The following is a 14,318-nucleotide window of genomic DNA, read 5'->3' as shown; positions in this document are numbered from 1 at the left end:
CTTCACTCCACTCGGGCGTTGTGGCGGCGGGCGAGGACGGCCAGGGCCCGCTCGCCCCACCGCAGGTTCTCCCGTTCGAACTCCAGGCCGCGCATGAGGGTCAGGTAGGGGCCGACGCGCTCGGCCTCGGCGAGGTGCTCGTCCTCGGTGCGGCCGTCGAGCATCCGCGCGCGGAGCCGCTCGAACCGCGCGACCTTGGCCTCGGCCCAGGCCATCCGCTCGCGGACGGCCTCCATCACGGCCTCGACGTCCCCGTCGTCCACCGCCTGCACCTTGACCATCAGCTCGTCCCGGATCGCTCCCGGACGCGGCGGCGCGGCGGTGAACTCGCGCAGCGCGCGGCGGCCCGCGTCGGTGAGCGAGAACAGCCGCTTGTTGGGGCGTCGTTCCTGCTGGACGATCCGCGCCTCGATCAGGCCCTCCCCGGACATCCGCTCCAGCTCACGGTAGAGCTGCTGGGGCGTGGCCATCCAGAAGTTGGCGACGCCCGCGTCGAAGTTCTTGGCCAGGTCGTAGCCGGACGCCTCGCCGTCCAGGAGGGCGGCCAGCACCGCGTTGCGCAGGGACATGCGTCCGATCGTACCCGGCGATTATTCAATTTGTTGATTAGGTCGCCGGATCCCCCGACCCTTCAGGAGAACATGCGCAGCCGGGCGTGGACGCTCTGCAGGAGCCCGATCGCGGCGAGGTTGGCGATCGTCGCGGAGCCGCCGTAGGACACGAACGGCAGCGGGACGCCGGTGACCGGAGTGATCCCCAGCGTCATCCCGATGTTCTCGAAGCCCTGGAACGCGAACCAGCAGACCACGCCGGTCGCCAGCAGCCGCCCGTACGGATCGGCGCAGGCCGTCGCGATCCGCAGCCCGCGCCACAGGACCACCCCGAGCAGCAGCACCAGCAGCGCTGCGCCCGCGAAGCCGAGCTCCTCGCCCGCGACGGTGAACACGAAGTCGGTGTGCTGCTCGGGGACGAAGTGGCCGCCGGTCTGCTGGCCGTTCAGCACGCCCTGCCCGAAGATCCCGCCCGATCCGACCGCGATCTTGGCCTGCCGCGCGTTGTACCCCGCCCCGGCCGGATCGGCGGACGGGTCGGCGAAGGCGATGAACCGGTTGATCTGGTACTGCTTCAGCAGGTGGAACTGCCACACCGCGAGCGCGCCCACCACGGCCGTCGCGACCAGCCCGAACAGCCGGATCCGCTGGACGCCCGCGAGCGCCAGCACGCCGAACACGATCACCGACAGCACCATGATCGTCCCGAGGTCGGGCTGGAGCAGGACGAGCCCGATCGGCACGGCCGCCGCCCCGAGCGCGATCACCTGCTCGCGGTCGGCGGGCACCTCCTCGCCGTCCCGCAGCTCGCCGAGGACCGCCGCGAGCAGCATGATCAGCCCGACCTTGGCGAACTCCGACGGCTGGAGCTGGAACCCGCCGCCGACCTGAATCCACGAGTGGTGCCCCTTCACCCTCGAACCGAGCGGCGACAGCACCGCCAGCAGCGCCACGCAGGACACCCCGTACGCGATCGGCGCGTAGGCGCGCAGCGTCCGGTAGTCGGCGGCTTTGACCAGCGCTAGGACGACCAGCCCGACGGCGACGGTGAGCAGGTCCTTCTTCAGCAGCGCGGACGGGTTGCCGATCTGGTCCGGCGCGCTGCGCGCCGCCGACCACACCAGCAGGGCCCCGAGCGCCGTCAGGGCGAGCACCGCGCCGAGCAGCACCAGGTCCCAGCGGTGGGTGAGCTCGGTCCGCACGTCGTCGGCCGCGACCGCCATCCGCCACCCCCGATGATCAGTGATTGCGCAATTGATTGATTATTGCGCCGGGGGGTGCCGGAGAGGCGGGAAGGCCGCAGATCAGGGCGTGGCGTCCCCTGTTTCTAGTGCGCGGGGAAGGTCCAGATTCTGGTCACGCCGCTCGCGCCGCCGCTGACGAAGGACTGGCCGTCCGGGCCGAAGGTCACGCACTCGACCTTCTTCGGATCGCCGCTCACGGACGCGATCTGGCGCGCGGTCGGGACGTGCCAGAGCCGGACCGTGCCGTCCTCCGCGCCGCTCGCGAGGACCGTGCCGTCCGGGCTGAACGCGACCGAGGTGACCCGGCCGGTGTGGCCCTCCAGCTTCCGGCCCGAGGAGTCGTCCGGCGGGCCGAGGGAGATCGTGGAGTCGGAGCCGGTCGCGACCGCCATCGTCCTGCCGTCCGGGCTCAGCGCGGTGACCGAGGACCCGATCTCGGCCGCGAGGCTGGGGACGCCGCGGGTGGCGCCCTTGGCCGGGGTGTCGGTGACGCGCGTCCGCGTGACCTTCCCCTGGTCGACGCGCAGGACGTCCCGTCCGTCCTGGCTGAACAGCAGGCGGAAGCCGGTGCCGCCTGTGACGGCCGGCCCGGACTTCACGATGCGCTTCGCGGCGACGTCCCAGACCTGAAGCGCGCCGTCGTCCCCGGCGTAGGCGAGCAGCCGTCCGTCCGGGCTGAGGGCGACGGCCCGGGGGCGCGTGCCCGCCGGCAGGCTGCCGACGGCCTTCCCGGTCGACGCGTCCCGCACCATGAACGCGCCGTTCCGGGTGGCGCCCGCCGCGATCCGCCCGTCCGCGCTGAGCGTCTGCGGACGCGTCCAGTCGTCGAACTGGAGGCTGGTGGACGAGCCCTTCCCGGTGGCCAGGTCCCACTGCCAGAGCTGGTCGAACGCGGCGCCGGTGAGCCGCTTCCCGTCCGCGCTGTAGGCGAGCTGCAGCATGTCGACCGCCGTGTTCGGCAGCGTGCTCGGCACGGGCGTCCCGAGCGGCGTCGCCGGGACCGCGCCCTCGCCCGCCGCGCCGCTCTCCGGCCACAGCAGCACGGCCGTCGGAACACCCACGACCGCCACGGCGGCCGCCGACGCTCCCCCGATCAGCAGCCCTCGTCGCGAAACTCGCGGTACCTCAACCCGCGTCGACACCGGCGGCAAGACAGGCGGCAAGACAGGCGGCAAGACAGGCGGCGGGACGGGCGGCAAGACGGGCGGCGGGACGAGCGCAGGCGGCGGCTGATGCGGTTCCGGGGCGGTCAGGCGTTCGAGGAGCTGCGGGACGGTCGGACGCGTCGCCGGATCCTTCGCGACGCACGCGGCGACGACGTCGCGCAGGTCCCCGGTCAGGCCGTCCAGGGTGGGCGGGCCGCTGGTGATGCGGTGCACGATCGCCGGGATGGTCGGCGCGTCGAACGGGCCGTGCCCGGCCGCGGCGTAGGTGAGCAGGCAGCCGAGCGAGAACACGTCGCCGGGCGGGCCGGTCTCCTCGGCGCACACCTGCTCGGGCGACATGAACGAGAACGTCCCGACGACGACACCCGCCGAGGTCAGGGACGTCGCGTCCGCCGCGCGCGCGATGCCGAAGTCGATGATGCGCGGGCCGTCCGGCGACATGATGACGTTGCCGGGCTTCAGGTCGCGGTGCACCAGGCCGCTGCCGTGGATCGCCGCCAGCCCCTCGACCAGGCCCGCGCCGAGGCGGCGCACCTCGTGCGGCGGGAGCGGACCCTGCCGGACGACCACCTGCCGCAGCGACGGCCCCGGGACGAACGCGGTGACCATCCACGGCGACTCGGCCTCGGGATCGGCGTCCACGACCTGCGCGGTGTGGAACCCGCCGACCTTCCGCGCCGCCTCGATCTCCCGCGCGAACCGCGACCGGAACCGCTCGTCCGCCGCGAACTCGGCGCGGATCAGCTTCACCGCGACGCGCCGTCCGCCCGGCGAGACGCCGAGGAACACCTCGCCCATACCGCCCGCGCCGAGCCGTCCGGAAAGCCGGTACGGGCCGACCTCGCGCGGGTCCTCGGGGCGCAGCGGCTGCATCAGCGGACCTTCCACAGGTAGACGTCGGTGTCGGCGCTCGACCCCTCGCCGGAGCCCGCCGCGACCAGCGAGCCGTCCGGGCTGACCCGCACCGACTCGATCGCGGACGACGGCCCGGTCAGCGTCCCGGCCGGGGCGCGGGTCGCGAGGTCGAACAGCCGGACGGTCCGGTCGGTGCTCCCGACGACGAGCCGGTGCCCGTCCGGGGTGAACGCGAGGCCGTGGATCACGCCGCCGCCCACGACGATCGTCGCGGTCGTCCGCCCGGCCGGGTAGTCCCAGATCCGGACGATCCCCTCGTTCCCGCCGCTCACGAGCGTCCGGCCGTCGGGGTGGAACGCGAGCGCGCGGACGCTGTCCTTGTGCCCGGTCAGCGTGCCGGTGCGGCGTCCGGTCACCGGGTCGTACATCAGGACGCTGCTGCCGGGCGCCTTCTTGTAGAAGCCGTCGGTGACGGCCGCGACGGTCCGTCCGTTCGGGCTGAACGCGACGGCGTCGACGCCCGCGTGACCGCTCCCGGTGAGCGTGCGCAGCTTGCGGCCGCTCGCCGCGTCCCAGATCCGGACGTCGGGGTTGGAGCCCGCGAGGAAGCGCCCGTCCGGGCTGTACGCGAGCCCGCTCACGCCGAACTCATCGGTGGGGAGGGTGTGCTTGAGAGTGCCGGTCCCCGCGTCCCACAGCCGGACGGTCCCGTCGAGCGCCGAACTGGCCACGGTCCGCCCGTCGGGGCTGTACGCGACGCCGAGCACGCTGGACGTGTGGCCGCGCAGCGTCTGGACGGAGCGTCCGGCCGCGACGTCCCAGATCATGACGGTCGAGTCGTCGCTGCCGCTGGCCAGGAACCGTCCGTCCGGGCTGAACGCGACGCTCCGCACGCCCTGCGAGTGCCCCTTGAGCGTGCTGGACGGCGGAGTGAAGGCGACCAGATGCGGCGTCCGCGCCTCCGGCTTCTTCTTCGAGCCGTCCGAGCCGCTGAGCAGCAGCGCCGCTGGGATCCCGAACGCCGCCGCGACCACCGCGCCTCCTCCGATCAGCAGCCCCCGCCTCCGCACGTCGACGGGTTCGCATGAAGGCCGCGCCGGGACGTACTCGTGCGTCGCGACCGGCGTGGCCGCCGGTCGCGTGACGCCCTCCTCGGCGACGGTCTCGGCGGCGACGGCGGGTGTGGTGAGCAGGGCGGCCAGGCTCGGCTTCGGGAGCGCGCCCGCGCCCGGGTCGGTGAGGTGCGCGAGCACCTGCCCGACGGTCGGACGCGCCGCCGGGTCCTTCGCGAGGCAGACCGGGATCAGCGCGCGCAGCGGCTCCGGGACGTCGTCCACCTGGGGCGCGTCGTTGAGGACGCGGTGCACGATCGCCGGGATGGTCTCGGCGTCGAACGGCCCCCTCCCGGTCGCCGCGAAGACGAGCAGGCAGCCCAGTGAGAACACGTCGGCGGGCGGCCCGGCCGGACCGGCGAGCACCTGCTCGGGCGCCATGAACGCGTAGGTCCCGACGACCACGCCGTGCGACGTCAGGGACGTCGCGTCGGCGGCCCGCGCGACCCCGAAGTCGATGATCCGCGGGCCGTCCGCCGCCATGATGACGTTCTCCGGCTTGAGGTCGCGGTGCACCAGCCCGCAGGCGTGGATCGCGGTCAGGCCCTCGGCGAGCCCGGCGGCGAGCGCGCGCAGGTCGTCCCGGCCGAGCGGGCCCTTCTCGGCGACCACCCGGCGCAGCGACGGGCCGGGGATGAACGCGGTCGCCAGCCAGGGCTCGGGCGCGTCCGGATCGGCGTCCACGACCTGCGCGGTGTGGAACCCGCCGACCTTCCGCGCCGACTCGATCTCGCGCGCGAAGCGGCGGCGATAGCGTGGGTCCTCGGCGTGCGCGGCCTCGATGACCTTCACCGCGACGCGGCGTCCGCCGGGCGAGACGCCGAGGAACACACGGCCCATCCCGCCCAGGCCGAGGCGGGATTCCAGCCGGAAGGGTCCGATCTGCCGGGGATCACCGGGCCGCAGGGCTTCCACGGGGATGTTCTAGCAGACGCAGTTGTCCTTTAGGTGCTGTTTGTGACGGAGTCCATCCGGTCCGTAGGCCCTGATGCCGTCACCCGGCGGCCGCGGCGTCGCGCAGGGCGGTCAGCAGGGCGTCGGTGGTCGGCGCGCCGGACGGCAGCGTCCGCTCACCGACCGTGAAACGCGGAACGCTCGTCACGCCCTCCGAACGCACCAACCTGATCGCCTCCCGGACCTCGTCGCCCGAACCGCCCTCCTCCGGCGCCGGCCACGGGACGCCGAGCTCCCCGGCGATCCGGGCCAGGTCGGCGGGGTCGGCGACGTTGAGGCCGTCGGAGAAGTAGGCGCGGAACATGCGCGCGGCGGCCTCCTCGCCCTTCCCGTGCCGCGCGGCGGCCGCGAGCAGCCGGTGCGCGTCGAGGGTGTTGGCGAACACGGCGGTGTCGAAGCGCATCGTGAACCCGTCCTTGGCGGCGAGCACGGTCATCCCGGCGGTGGCCTTCTCGGCCTCCGGGCCGAACGCGCGGCGGTGGACCTCGCTCAGCGGCTCCCCCTCGGCCGGGGCGTCCGGGGCGACCTGGAACGGCCGGTACACGACCTCGGCCTCACCGCCCTCGGCGCGGAACCGCTCCAGCGCGTTCTCCAGCCGGGCATGGGCCACAGCGGACCATGAGCACGCGACGTCCTGGATCATCTCGACACGGACCTTCATGACGACTCCTTCTTGGCCGAACGACGGTTGATCAACAGTAGGGAAGGCAGGAGAGCGGCCACGACCAGCGACAGCGGCAGCAGGTAGGTGAGCTGGAAGGCGTGCGCGAGGGTCGGCGCGGCGGCCTCGCGGGCGGCCCCGGACATGCCGTGGATGGCCTGGATCCCGCCATCCGGCAAGCGGGCCGACAGCAGCGCGGAGACCGAAGCCGTCCCGACCGCTGCCATGGTGGTCGTCACCAGGTTGACGGTGGTGCTCGCGACGGGCGCCAGGTCGTGCGAGACGCCCTTGGTCACGGCCGTCATGGCGGGCATGATCGCCGCGCCGCCGCCCGCGCCGACCAGCATCATCGCCCCGGCGATGCCCCAGTACGAGCCGTCCGCGGTGAGCAGGACCGACAGCAGCACGAACCCGGACGCGGCGATCGTGATCGCCACCGGGACGATCCGTCCGGCCCCGATCCGGTCCGCCAGCCGCCCGGCGATCTGCATGGCCACCCCGGACGCGAACGCGCCCGGCATCGCCAGCAGCCCAGCGTGCGTCGCGGACTCGCCGCGCACCAGCTGGAAGTACAGCGGCGCGAGGATCAGCGTGCCGAAGTACCCGGTGCAGAACACCGCCATCGTGGCGGTCGCGGCGGAGAACGTCCGCGTCCGGAACAGCCGCAGGTCGATGAGCGGGTGCGCGGAGAACCGCGCCCGCACCGCGAACGCCGCCGCGAGCGCCAGCCCGATCGCGATCCACACGAACGGCGTCGCGCCGGACGCGCCGTCCCCGAACCGGGTCACGCCGTAGATCAGCGCGGCGAGACCGGGGGAGAGCAGCAGGAGCCCGGGGACGTCCAGCGCCCGCCGCGCGCCCGGGACGTCGGCCGGGAACAGCCGTCCGGCCAGCAGCAGGATCGCCAACCCGACCGGCAGGTTGATGAAGAACATCCAGCGCCACGACACCTGGTCGATCAGCCAGCCGCCGAGCGCGGGCCCGGCGAGCGGCCCGACCAGGATCGCCAGGCCGTTGGTGCCCATCAGCTTGCCGAGCTCCTCGGGCTTCGCCGCGCGGATCAGGATGGTCATCCCGGCGGGCATCACCAGCCCGCCCGCCAGGCCCTGCACCACCCGGAACGCGATCATCGACGGGACGTCCCAGGCCAGCCCGGCCAGCACGGACCCGAGCGCGAAGCCCGCGACCGCCGTCAGGTACAGCCTTCTCGCCCCGAACCGTCCGACGGCCCACGCCGCCGTCGGCACCATCGCGCCGAGCGCCAGCGAGTACCCCGTCGCGATCCACTGGATCGTCGCGAGCGACGCGTCGAACGTCTGCGACAACCGGTTGATCGCGACGTTCACGACCGTGGTGTCCAGCGAGACCATCACCCCGCCGAGCACCAGGACCAGCGCGATCGTCATCGGCCGCGGTCCCGCGGCGGTCTCGGACCCGGCCCTTCGCGTCATCGTGGCGGCCATCGTCAGACCACCTCGTACGGACGGACGGCGCGGGCGTCGCGCAGCGCGCTTCCCCACCAGCCGAGCTGGTCCAGCATCCGGTCCGCGGCGGCCCGCGCGTGCGGGCAGGCGGCGTCGAACGTCATCCACGGGTTGTGCATGCTCACCACGTTCCGGACGGTCGTCGCGTGCAGCTCGGCGAACACCTGGCGCAGGTGCTCCACCGCGCGCAGCCCGCCCGACATCCCGCCGTACGACACGAACGCGACCGGCTTGGCCAGCCACTGCGTCCGGTGCGCGTCGATGAACTCCTTCAGCCCGCCCGGGTAGCTGTGGTTGTACTCGGGCGTCACGACCACGAACGCGTCCGCGCGCTCCAGCGTCTCGCCCGCCTTGGCGAACACCCGCGCCGCCTCGCTCGCCGACAGCCGTGCGTCCCCGTCCCCGTCCTCGGACGCCGTCGTCCTGGCGAGGTCGATGACCTCGGTCTCCATGTCGTCCCGGGCACGGGCGACCCCGGTGAACCACTCGGCGATCGTGGGCCCGTACCGTCCCCGCCGGGTGCTCCCGATGATCGCCGCCACCCGCAGCGGCGGAGCCGGGGGCGACGGTGACGGTCCTGCGTGCGGGCTCTCGCTCATGGCCGCGTGCTCCAGGGGTCGCGCGCCCCGCCGATCGGGGCGACACGCTCCACCCTGCGACCTCAAGATTGCTTGAGGTCAACCCTCAAGTGCGCGTGACGGTCATCTCACCAGCTCCCGCCGCCCCCCGGCGGCGTCCACTGGAAGGCCGCGTCGCCCTGCCGCAGCAGGGCCGTCGGGCCGAGCAGCCCCGCCGCGCGGATCGCCGCGTCCCGGGCCGCGACGGCGAGCGGATTGCTCAGCCTCGTCAGCCGCGCGACCCCCGCCGACCGCTTCACGATCGCGGACGTCCTGGGCAGCCGCGCCCCGGTGTACGCCGCCAGCCCGCCGCCGTCCGTCACCTCGTGCGCGAGGACGATCGCGTCCTCGACGGCCTGGCACGCGCCCTGCCCGAGATTCGGCGTCATCGGATGCACCGCGTCGCCGAGCAGCGCGACCTTGCCCCGGTGCATCGCGGGCAGCGGCCGACTGAGATGGCGGACGTCGTTCCGCAGGATCGGCCCGGCCTTCCCGACCAGCTCGGGGATCGGCGCGTGCCAGGTCCCGAACAGCCTCGTGATCTCGGCCTTCTCTCCGTCCGACGCGGACGTCCCCGCGGGAACCGCTGCCGTCATGTAGCAGTACACGCGGTTCTCCGTGAGCGGCATGACGCCGAAGACCAGCCCGCGTCCCCAGGTCTCGGACGGCATCGGAGGCTCGTCGGCGGCCACGACGAACCGCCACGCCGTCAAGCCCGCGTACCGAGGCTCGGGATGATCCGGGAAAACGGCTTCGCGGATCGCCGAGCGGATGCCGTCCGCCGCCACGACCAGGTCGGCCCGCAGCTCCCGGCCGTCGTCCGTCCGGACGATCCCGAGGTCCGTATCGACGCCGGTCACGGACGTGCCGAGCAGCATCTCGGCCTGGCCCAGCCGTCCGGCGAGCAGGTCCACCAGTGCCGATCGCATCAGCACGACGGTCGGGTCGCCGTACCGGGCGGCGGCGGCCTCCGCGCTCGTCCGGCAGAGCCAGGCCCCGTTCGGCCGCCGGACCCCGGCGTCCCCCTGGAACGTCGCCAGCGCCCGAACCGGGTCACCGAGCCCGAGCGTGTCCAGGGCGCGCAGCGCGTTCGGCCCGAGCGCCAGGCCCGCGCCGACCGGGTCCAGTGAGGGCGAGCGTTCTACCAGTGTGACCTTCCAACCCTTGCCGCCGAGTGCCGCCGCGGAGGTCAACCCGCCGATGCCGCCGCCCACCACGATCGCCGTACGCGTGGTCATGCCGGCCTCCCGTTCACTACGTCTGTAGTTCGCTTAGATCGCACTGTAGCTCGGGGTTCACTACACCGGTAGTTTGGGGTGGTGACATCACGAGCCGAGCTGGTCGCCGACGCCGCCATCGCCCTGCTGGTCGACCGGGGCATGCGCGGCCTCACCCACCGCGCCGTGGACGAGGCGGCCGCCCTCGCCCCCGGCTCGACCTCCAACATCGCCCGGACGCGGCTCGCGCTGCTCGAACTCGCCCTCACCCGGCTCTCCGAACTGGAGGGCTCCACGCTGCTCGCGGATTTGCCCGTCCCCCCGAGCCTCACCCGCGAACAGCTCACCGAGATCGTCGCGCACGCCCTCGACGTTCAGCTCACCGCCGCCCCCCGCCGCACGCTCGCCCGCTACGAACTCGCCCTCGAAGCGAATCGCCGGCCCGAACTCCGGGAGATCTACGACCACACCGGCCGCCGCTTCCGCGAACCTCTCGTCGCCCTCGTCACCGCCGCGGGCTCTTCCGATCCGGTTCGCCACGCCCGCCGTCTGGTCGCCTTCCACGAAGGCGTCCTCTTCGACGCCTTGGCCGGCGCGGGCGATGTGCCGTCCCTCGACGACCTCCGCCGGGCCACGGCCGACTTCCTGGCGGGCATCCTCCCCTGACCGTCCCCCCGCCCCGCCGATCGGGCGACAGGCTCCACCCCGCGCCCCCAAGATCGCTTGAGGTCGAGGTCGATCCTCAAGCGCGCGTGACGGTCATCTCACCAGCCGCCGCCTCCGCCACCACCGCCTCCGTCGTAGTGGCCGCCTCCGTCGAAGGTCCCGCCGATTCCGTCCTTGCTGATGTCGAGCGGGCTGTAGTCACTGTGCTGGGGGTGCCTTCTGATCAACGGATGGCGGCGGAGCCGACGGGCGCCGGAGAGGTCCGGGTCGGGCGCGGCGAAGATCTTCTGGAGTCGTTCGTCCGCGATGGCGGACGCCCCGAGCATCGCCACCCACTCGAGCGGCGCGTCCGGGGCGAGTTCGGCCCTCCTGCGCCGCCCGCGCGGGGTGTGGAACCGCCCCCACAGCAGGCCCTGCCCCACCAGCTCCCGCCGGACGTCCGCGACCGCGTCCGACCCGGCCACCATGCGCCTGACCTCGCCGAGCATGGCGCCCGTGGACGGCAGCGACGCCAGCGCCTCCGCCGTCACGGGATCGAGTGCGGCGTCCTCGGGCCCCGGAAGGACCGCGGTGACCCGGTGCCGCGCCGGGGCGATCCGGATGTGGCCGTCCTGGGTCGCGCGGAGGAGCGCGACGAGCGCGACGCGGTCCCCGCCCCCGCACAGGTAGGCCGTCTCGTAGAGGTCCATCGCGCCTCCCGCCGCCAGGGCCGCGCTCATGTCGAGATCGCGCCGATTCCAGCGTCGCGCTCCGGGAGACGTCCGGCAAGACCCCGCGACTAGGCTGGTCAGGTGGATCGATCCGGTGCGGGGCAGGACGAGCGGGACATGCTCGCGGGCGTTCTCGAACGTCAGCGGGACACACTGGCGATGGTGTGCGCGGGGCTGAGCGGGAGCCAGATGGCGACCCGCTCCGTCGACCCGTCGACGCTCACGCTCGCCGGTCTCGTCGGCCACATGGCCGAGGTCGAACGCGCCTGGTTCCGGCGCGTCTTCGCAGGTGAGGACGTTCCGTTGCGATGGTCCCGGTTCCCCGGCGACGACTTCGGATTCGACGGCACGGCCGACGCCGCCTACGACGCCTGGTACGAGGAGTGCGCGCGGTCCCGCGAGATCGTCACCGCCGCCCCCGGCCTGGACGCGACGGGCCGCCACCCCCGGCGCGGCCCGGTTTCGCTGCGCTGGATCCTCTTCCACATGATCGAGGAATACGCCCGCCACAACGGCCACGCCGAGGCCCTGCGCGCCGCCATCGACGCCGTCCCCCTCGCCGCGGACAACTGAGACCGGAACTACTCGCCGGTGACGCCGTCGATGCGTTCGCGCAGCAGGTCGGCGTGGCCGTTGTGCCGCGCGTACTCCTCGATCATGTGCGTGACGACCCAGCGCAGCGCGTAGGTGTCGCCCTTCCACTCGACGGGCTCGTCCAGGTCGTGGGATGCGACGACCGCGCGCGCGTTGTCGCACTCGGCACGCCACACGGAGAACGCCTCGTCGGGGTCGGCGTCATCGACGAGAAAGTCGGCGATCTCGCCGTTCACTCGCGGCCAGTAACTCCCGCTTTCGTCGCCGCCGACCACGGCGCGGAACCAGCTCCGCTCGACCTCGGCCATGTGCCGGACGAGCCCGAGCAGCGACAGCTCGGACGGGGCGAGTTCCTTGCGCCGAAGCTGGTCGGCGTCCAGGCCCTCGCACTTCATCGCGAGCGTGGCGCGCTGCCAGTCGAGGAATCCGGCCAGCGTGGCGCGCTCGCCGGCGGTCCGCGCGGGTTCGAGCCGTCCGTTCTCCGCCAGTGTCCGGACGACCCGGAACCGCTCGGTCACGACGATGGTGTCGTCGTCCACGGTGAAGTCCGGGTCGTCCATCTGCGCGCGCATCTCCGCGCCGTGCCAGAACCGCTCGTGCTCCGCCCGCCACTCGGCGACCGACCGGTAGCCCTCGCCTTCGTCGCGGGCGTGCTCCCAGTCGACATCCGCTAGCCGGACGGTGTCGACCGCGACCGTCTCCAGCACCGCCAAGGGCCGTTCGAACGAGTCGACCATGACCCCGAGCCGTCCGGCCTCGGGCAGGGGCTCGTCCTCGGCCTCGTACTGCACGACCAGGCCGGTCGTGGTCGTCTCCGCGCCGGAGAGGATCGCGGCGACGAGCGTGTCGCGCAGCGGTCCCGGAAACGCGAACAGCAGTCGCGGCAGCTCGTCCACTTCACTCACGCTTCCGGACGCTAGCGCACCGCCACCGGGCCGTACCTACGGGACGAACAAGGAGAGCGTCTCCGCGACGCAGGCGGCGCGCCGCTCGCCCTCGACCTCGACCGTCACCTTGATCGTCGCCAGCCGTCCGGCCGGGGAGTTCTTGATGTCGACCAGCTCGGCGCCGCCGCAGATCTTCGAGCCGACCCGCACGGGCGCGGGGAAACGCACCCGGTTGAGCCCGACGTTGACGGCCATGGACAGCCCCTCGATCTGGAAGATCTCCGGAACGAGCGCGCTGACCAGGGACAACGTGAGGAAGCCGTGCGCGATGGTCGAGCCGAACGGGCCCTCCGCGGCCGCCCGCTCGGGGTCCACGTGGATCCACTGCCGGTCGTCGGTCGCCTCGGCGAACAGGTCGATCTGCTTCTGCTCCACCGTCCGCCACGGGCTGTGACCCAGATGCTCGCCCTTGGCGGCGGTGAACTCGTCCACACTCGCGAAACGCCTCATGGGACGATCCTTGGGCGTCCGCCCGACCTGCGGCAATGCGGCACCCGACAAACCCGCACCACTTCCTCTTGTCCCCACGCCTCACAGCAGGCGCAGAAGCGCGGTCGTGGCGGCGGCGGCCAGCACGGTCGCCATGAACGGCGCCTTCCGCCAGGCCAGGACGCCTCCGACCAGCACACCGACAGGACGCGCCGCGTCTGCCGGACCGCTCCCCTCCGTCAGCGCGGTGACCGCGACCAGCGCCGTCAGCAGGACGACGGCGGACGTGTCGAGCAGCTTCTCGGCGGTCGGCGGGAACGTGATCCGCTTCCGCAGCAGCGGCCCGGACAGGCGGATCAGGTAGGTCCCGACAGCGAGCGTGAGCATCGCGGCGACGATCATGCTTGCCCCCGCTCGACGACCTTGCGGTTGAACAGCGGAAGCACGGCGAGCGCCGCAAGGCTGGCCAGCAGCGGAAGCCCCACGGGCAGCACCGGCACGCACACGAGCGCGATGACGGCGCCCAGAAGCGCGGGACGGCGTGCCCGCGCGTCCCGCAGTGACGGCAGGATCAGCGCCAGGATCACCGCCGGGAACATCGCGTCCAGCCCGAGCGCGTTCGGATCGCTGACCGCCGAGCCGAGTCCCGCGCCGAGCAGCGCCCCCAGCGGCCAGCACAGCAGGACGCCGATACCGCACGTCCAGTAGGAGCGCGCCGGGTCCTTCCGGGTGAGCGCGAACACGACGGCCTCGTCGTTCATCAGGTGGACGCCGAGCAGCCGCCGCCATCCGCTCCCGAGGACGTCCGGCAGTGCCAGCCCGTACGGCAGGTGCCGGGAGTTGACCAGCAGCCCGGCGAGCACGGCCGCGATCGGCGAGCCGCCCGCCCCGACGATCCCGACGAACAGGAACTCCGACGATCCGGCGAGGACGAGGGTCCCCATCACCACCGGGAACCAGAACGGCAGCCCGGAGGCGACCGAGATCGCGCCGTAGGACACCGAGGTGACGCCCACGGCCAGGCACACCAGCACGATGTCCCGGTCGACTGTTCTCCATATCGAACGCACGTAGTCCAGATTGAACGATTTGTGCCCTGTTCGTCAAATCG

Annotated in this window: 15 protein-coding genes; 2 read left to right on the top strand and 13 right to left on the bottom strand. The window is 72.9% G+C overall.

What is annotated here, in order from left to right; genetic code table 11:
* Nucleotides 1-2 precede the first annotated feature (2 nt).
* From AB0L06_RS25395 to AB0L06_RS25360, 8 genes are all read right to left on the bottom strand, one after another.
* On the bottom strand, nucleotides 3-569 hold the full coding sequence (locus AB0L06_RS25395; protein WP_500233584.1) for a PadR family transcriptional regulator: 567 nt from the start codon (nucleotides 567-569) through the stop codon (nucleotides 3-5).
* Between the two features lie 62 nt (nucleotides 570-631).
* Nucleotides 632-1,774, bottom strand: coding sequence for a rod shape-determining protein RodA (rodA, locus tag AB0L06_RS25390; RefSeq protein ID WP_500233583.1), 1,143 nt, complete (start codon nucleotides 1,772-1,774; stop codon nucleotides 632-634).
* Between the two features lie 104 nt (nucleotides 1,775-1,878).
* Nucleotides 1,879-3,834 (bottom strand): WD40 repeat domain-containing serine/threonine protein kinase, encoded by a 1,956-nt coding sequence (locus AB0L06_RS25385; protein ID WP_500233582.1) that lies wholly within the window; start codon nucleotides 3,832-3,834, stop codon nucleotides 1,879-1,881.
* On the bottom strand, nucleotides 3,834-5,843 hold the full coding sequence (locus tag AB0L06_RS25380) for a WD40 repeat domain-containing serine/threonine protein kinase (protein WP_500233581.1): 2,010 nt from the start codon (nucleotides 5,841-5,843) through the stop codon (nucleotides 3,834-3,836). Before AB0L06_RS25380 ends, AB0L06_RS25385 begins: the two co-directional genes overlap by 1 nt.
* A 79-nt stretch (nucleotides 5,844-5,922) precedes the next feature.
* Nucleotides 5,923-6,543 (bottom strand): DsbA family oxidoreductase, encoded by a 621-nt coding sequence (locus AB0L06_RS25375; protein ID WP_500233580.1) that lies wholly within the window; start codon nucleotides 6,541-6,543, stop codon nucleotides 5,923-5,925.
* Entirely contained in the window at nucleotides 6,540-7,949 is a 1,410-nt protein-coding gene (locus AB0L06_RS25370) for an MDR family MFS transporter (RefSeq protein WP_500233579.1), read from the bottom strand. The genes AB0L06_RS25375 and AB0L06_RS25370 overlap by 4 nt, the downstream gene beginning before the upstream one ends.
* Nucleotides 7,950-8,008: 59 nt before the next feature.
* The gene (locus tag AB0L06_RS25365; protein WP_500233578.1) at nucleotides 8,009-8,626 is read right to left on the bottom strand and encodes an NADPH-dependent FMN reductase; all 618 of its coding nucleotides are present in this window, start codon (nucleotides 8,624-8,626) and stop codon (nucleotides 8,009-8,011) included.
* Between the two features lie 107 nt (nucleotides 8,627-8,733).
* A complete protein-coding gene (locus AB0L06_RS25360; protein WP_500233577.1) occupies nucleotides 8,734-9,882 on the bottom strand; it encodes an FAD-dependent monooxygenase in 1,149 nt (382 codons plus the stop codon).
* 81 nt (nucleotides 9,883-9,963) lie between these two features.
* Here AB0L06_RS25360 and AB0L06_RS25355 point away from each other — a divergent pair, with 81 nt between their 5' ends.
* The gene (locus AB0L06_RS25355; protein ID WP_500233576.1) at nucleotides 9,964-10,527 is read left to right on the top strand and encodes a TetR/AcrR family transcriptional regulator; all 564 of its coding nucleotides are present in this window, start codon (nucleotides 9,964-9,966) and stop codon (nucleotides 10,525-10,527) included.
* A gap of 98 nt (nucleotides 10,528-10,625) precedes the next feature.
* Here the strand turns inward: AB0L06_RS25355 and AB0L06_RS25350 are convergent, their stop codons facing one another.
* Complete coding sequence (locus AB0L06_RS25350) at nucleotides 10,626-11,246, bottom strand: TIGR04222 domain-containing membrane protein (protein WP_500233575.1); 621 nt, start codon at nucleotides 11,244-11,246, stop codon at nucleotides 10,626-10,628.
* A gap of 72 nt (nucleotides 11,247-11,318) precedes the next feature.
* Here AB0L06_RS25350 and AB0L06_RS25345 point away from each other — a divergent pair, with 72 nt between their 5' ends.
* A complete protein-coding gene (locus AB0L06_RS25345; protein WP_500233574.1) occupies nucleotides 11,319-11,810 on the top strand; it encodes a DinB family protein in 492 nt (163 codons plus the stop codon).
* Nucleotides 11,811-11,818: 8 nt separating this feature from the next.
* On the opposite strand, the gene AB0L06_RS25340 is transcribed toward AB0L06_RS25345, so the two are convergent.
* The 4 genes from AB0L06_RS25340 to AB0L06_RS25325 form a co-directional block, all read right to left on the bottom strand.
* Entirely contained in the window at nucleotides 11,819-12,736 is a 918-nt protein-coding gene (locus tag AB0L06_RS25340) for a mycothiol transferase (RefSeq protein ID WP_500233573.1), read from the bottom strand.
* A gap of 36 nt (nucleotides 12,737-12,772) precedes the next feature.
* A complete protein-coding gene (locus AB0L06_RS25335; RefSeq protein ID WP_500233572.1) occupies nucleotides 12,773-13,228 on the bottom strand; it encodes a MaoC family dehydratase in 456 nt (151 codons plus the stop codon).
* An 81-nt stretch (nucleotides 13,229-13,309) separates the two neighbouring features.
* Entirely contained in the window at nucleotides 13,310-13,594 is a 285-nt protein-coding gene (locus AB0L06_RS25330) for an AzlD domain-containing protein (RefSeq protein WP_500233571.1), read from the bottom strand.
* Between the two features lie 11 nt (nucleotides 13,595-13,605).
* Complete coding sequence (locus AB0L06_RS25325; RefSeq protein WP_500233570.1) at nucleotides 13,606-14,277, bottom strand: AzlC family ABC transporter permease; 672 nt, start codon at nucleotides 14,275-14,277, stop codon at nucleotides 13,606-13,608.
* Between the last annotated feature and the right edge of the window lie 41 nt (nucleotides 14,278-14,318).

Source organism: Spirillospora sp. NPDC052269 (assembly GCF_040679435.1).
GTDB lineage: Bacteria > Actinomycetota > Actinomycetes > Streptosporangiales > Streptosporangiaceae > Spirillospora.
This window is presented reverse-complemented; position numbering and strand designations above follow the sequence as displayed.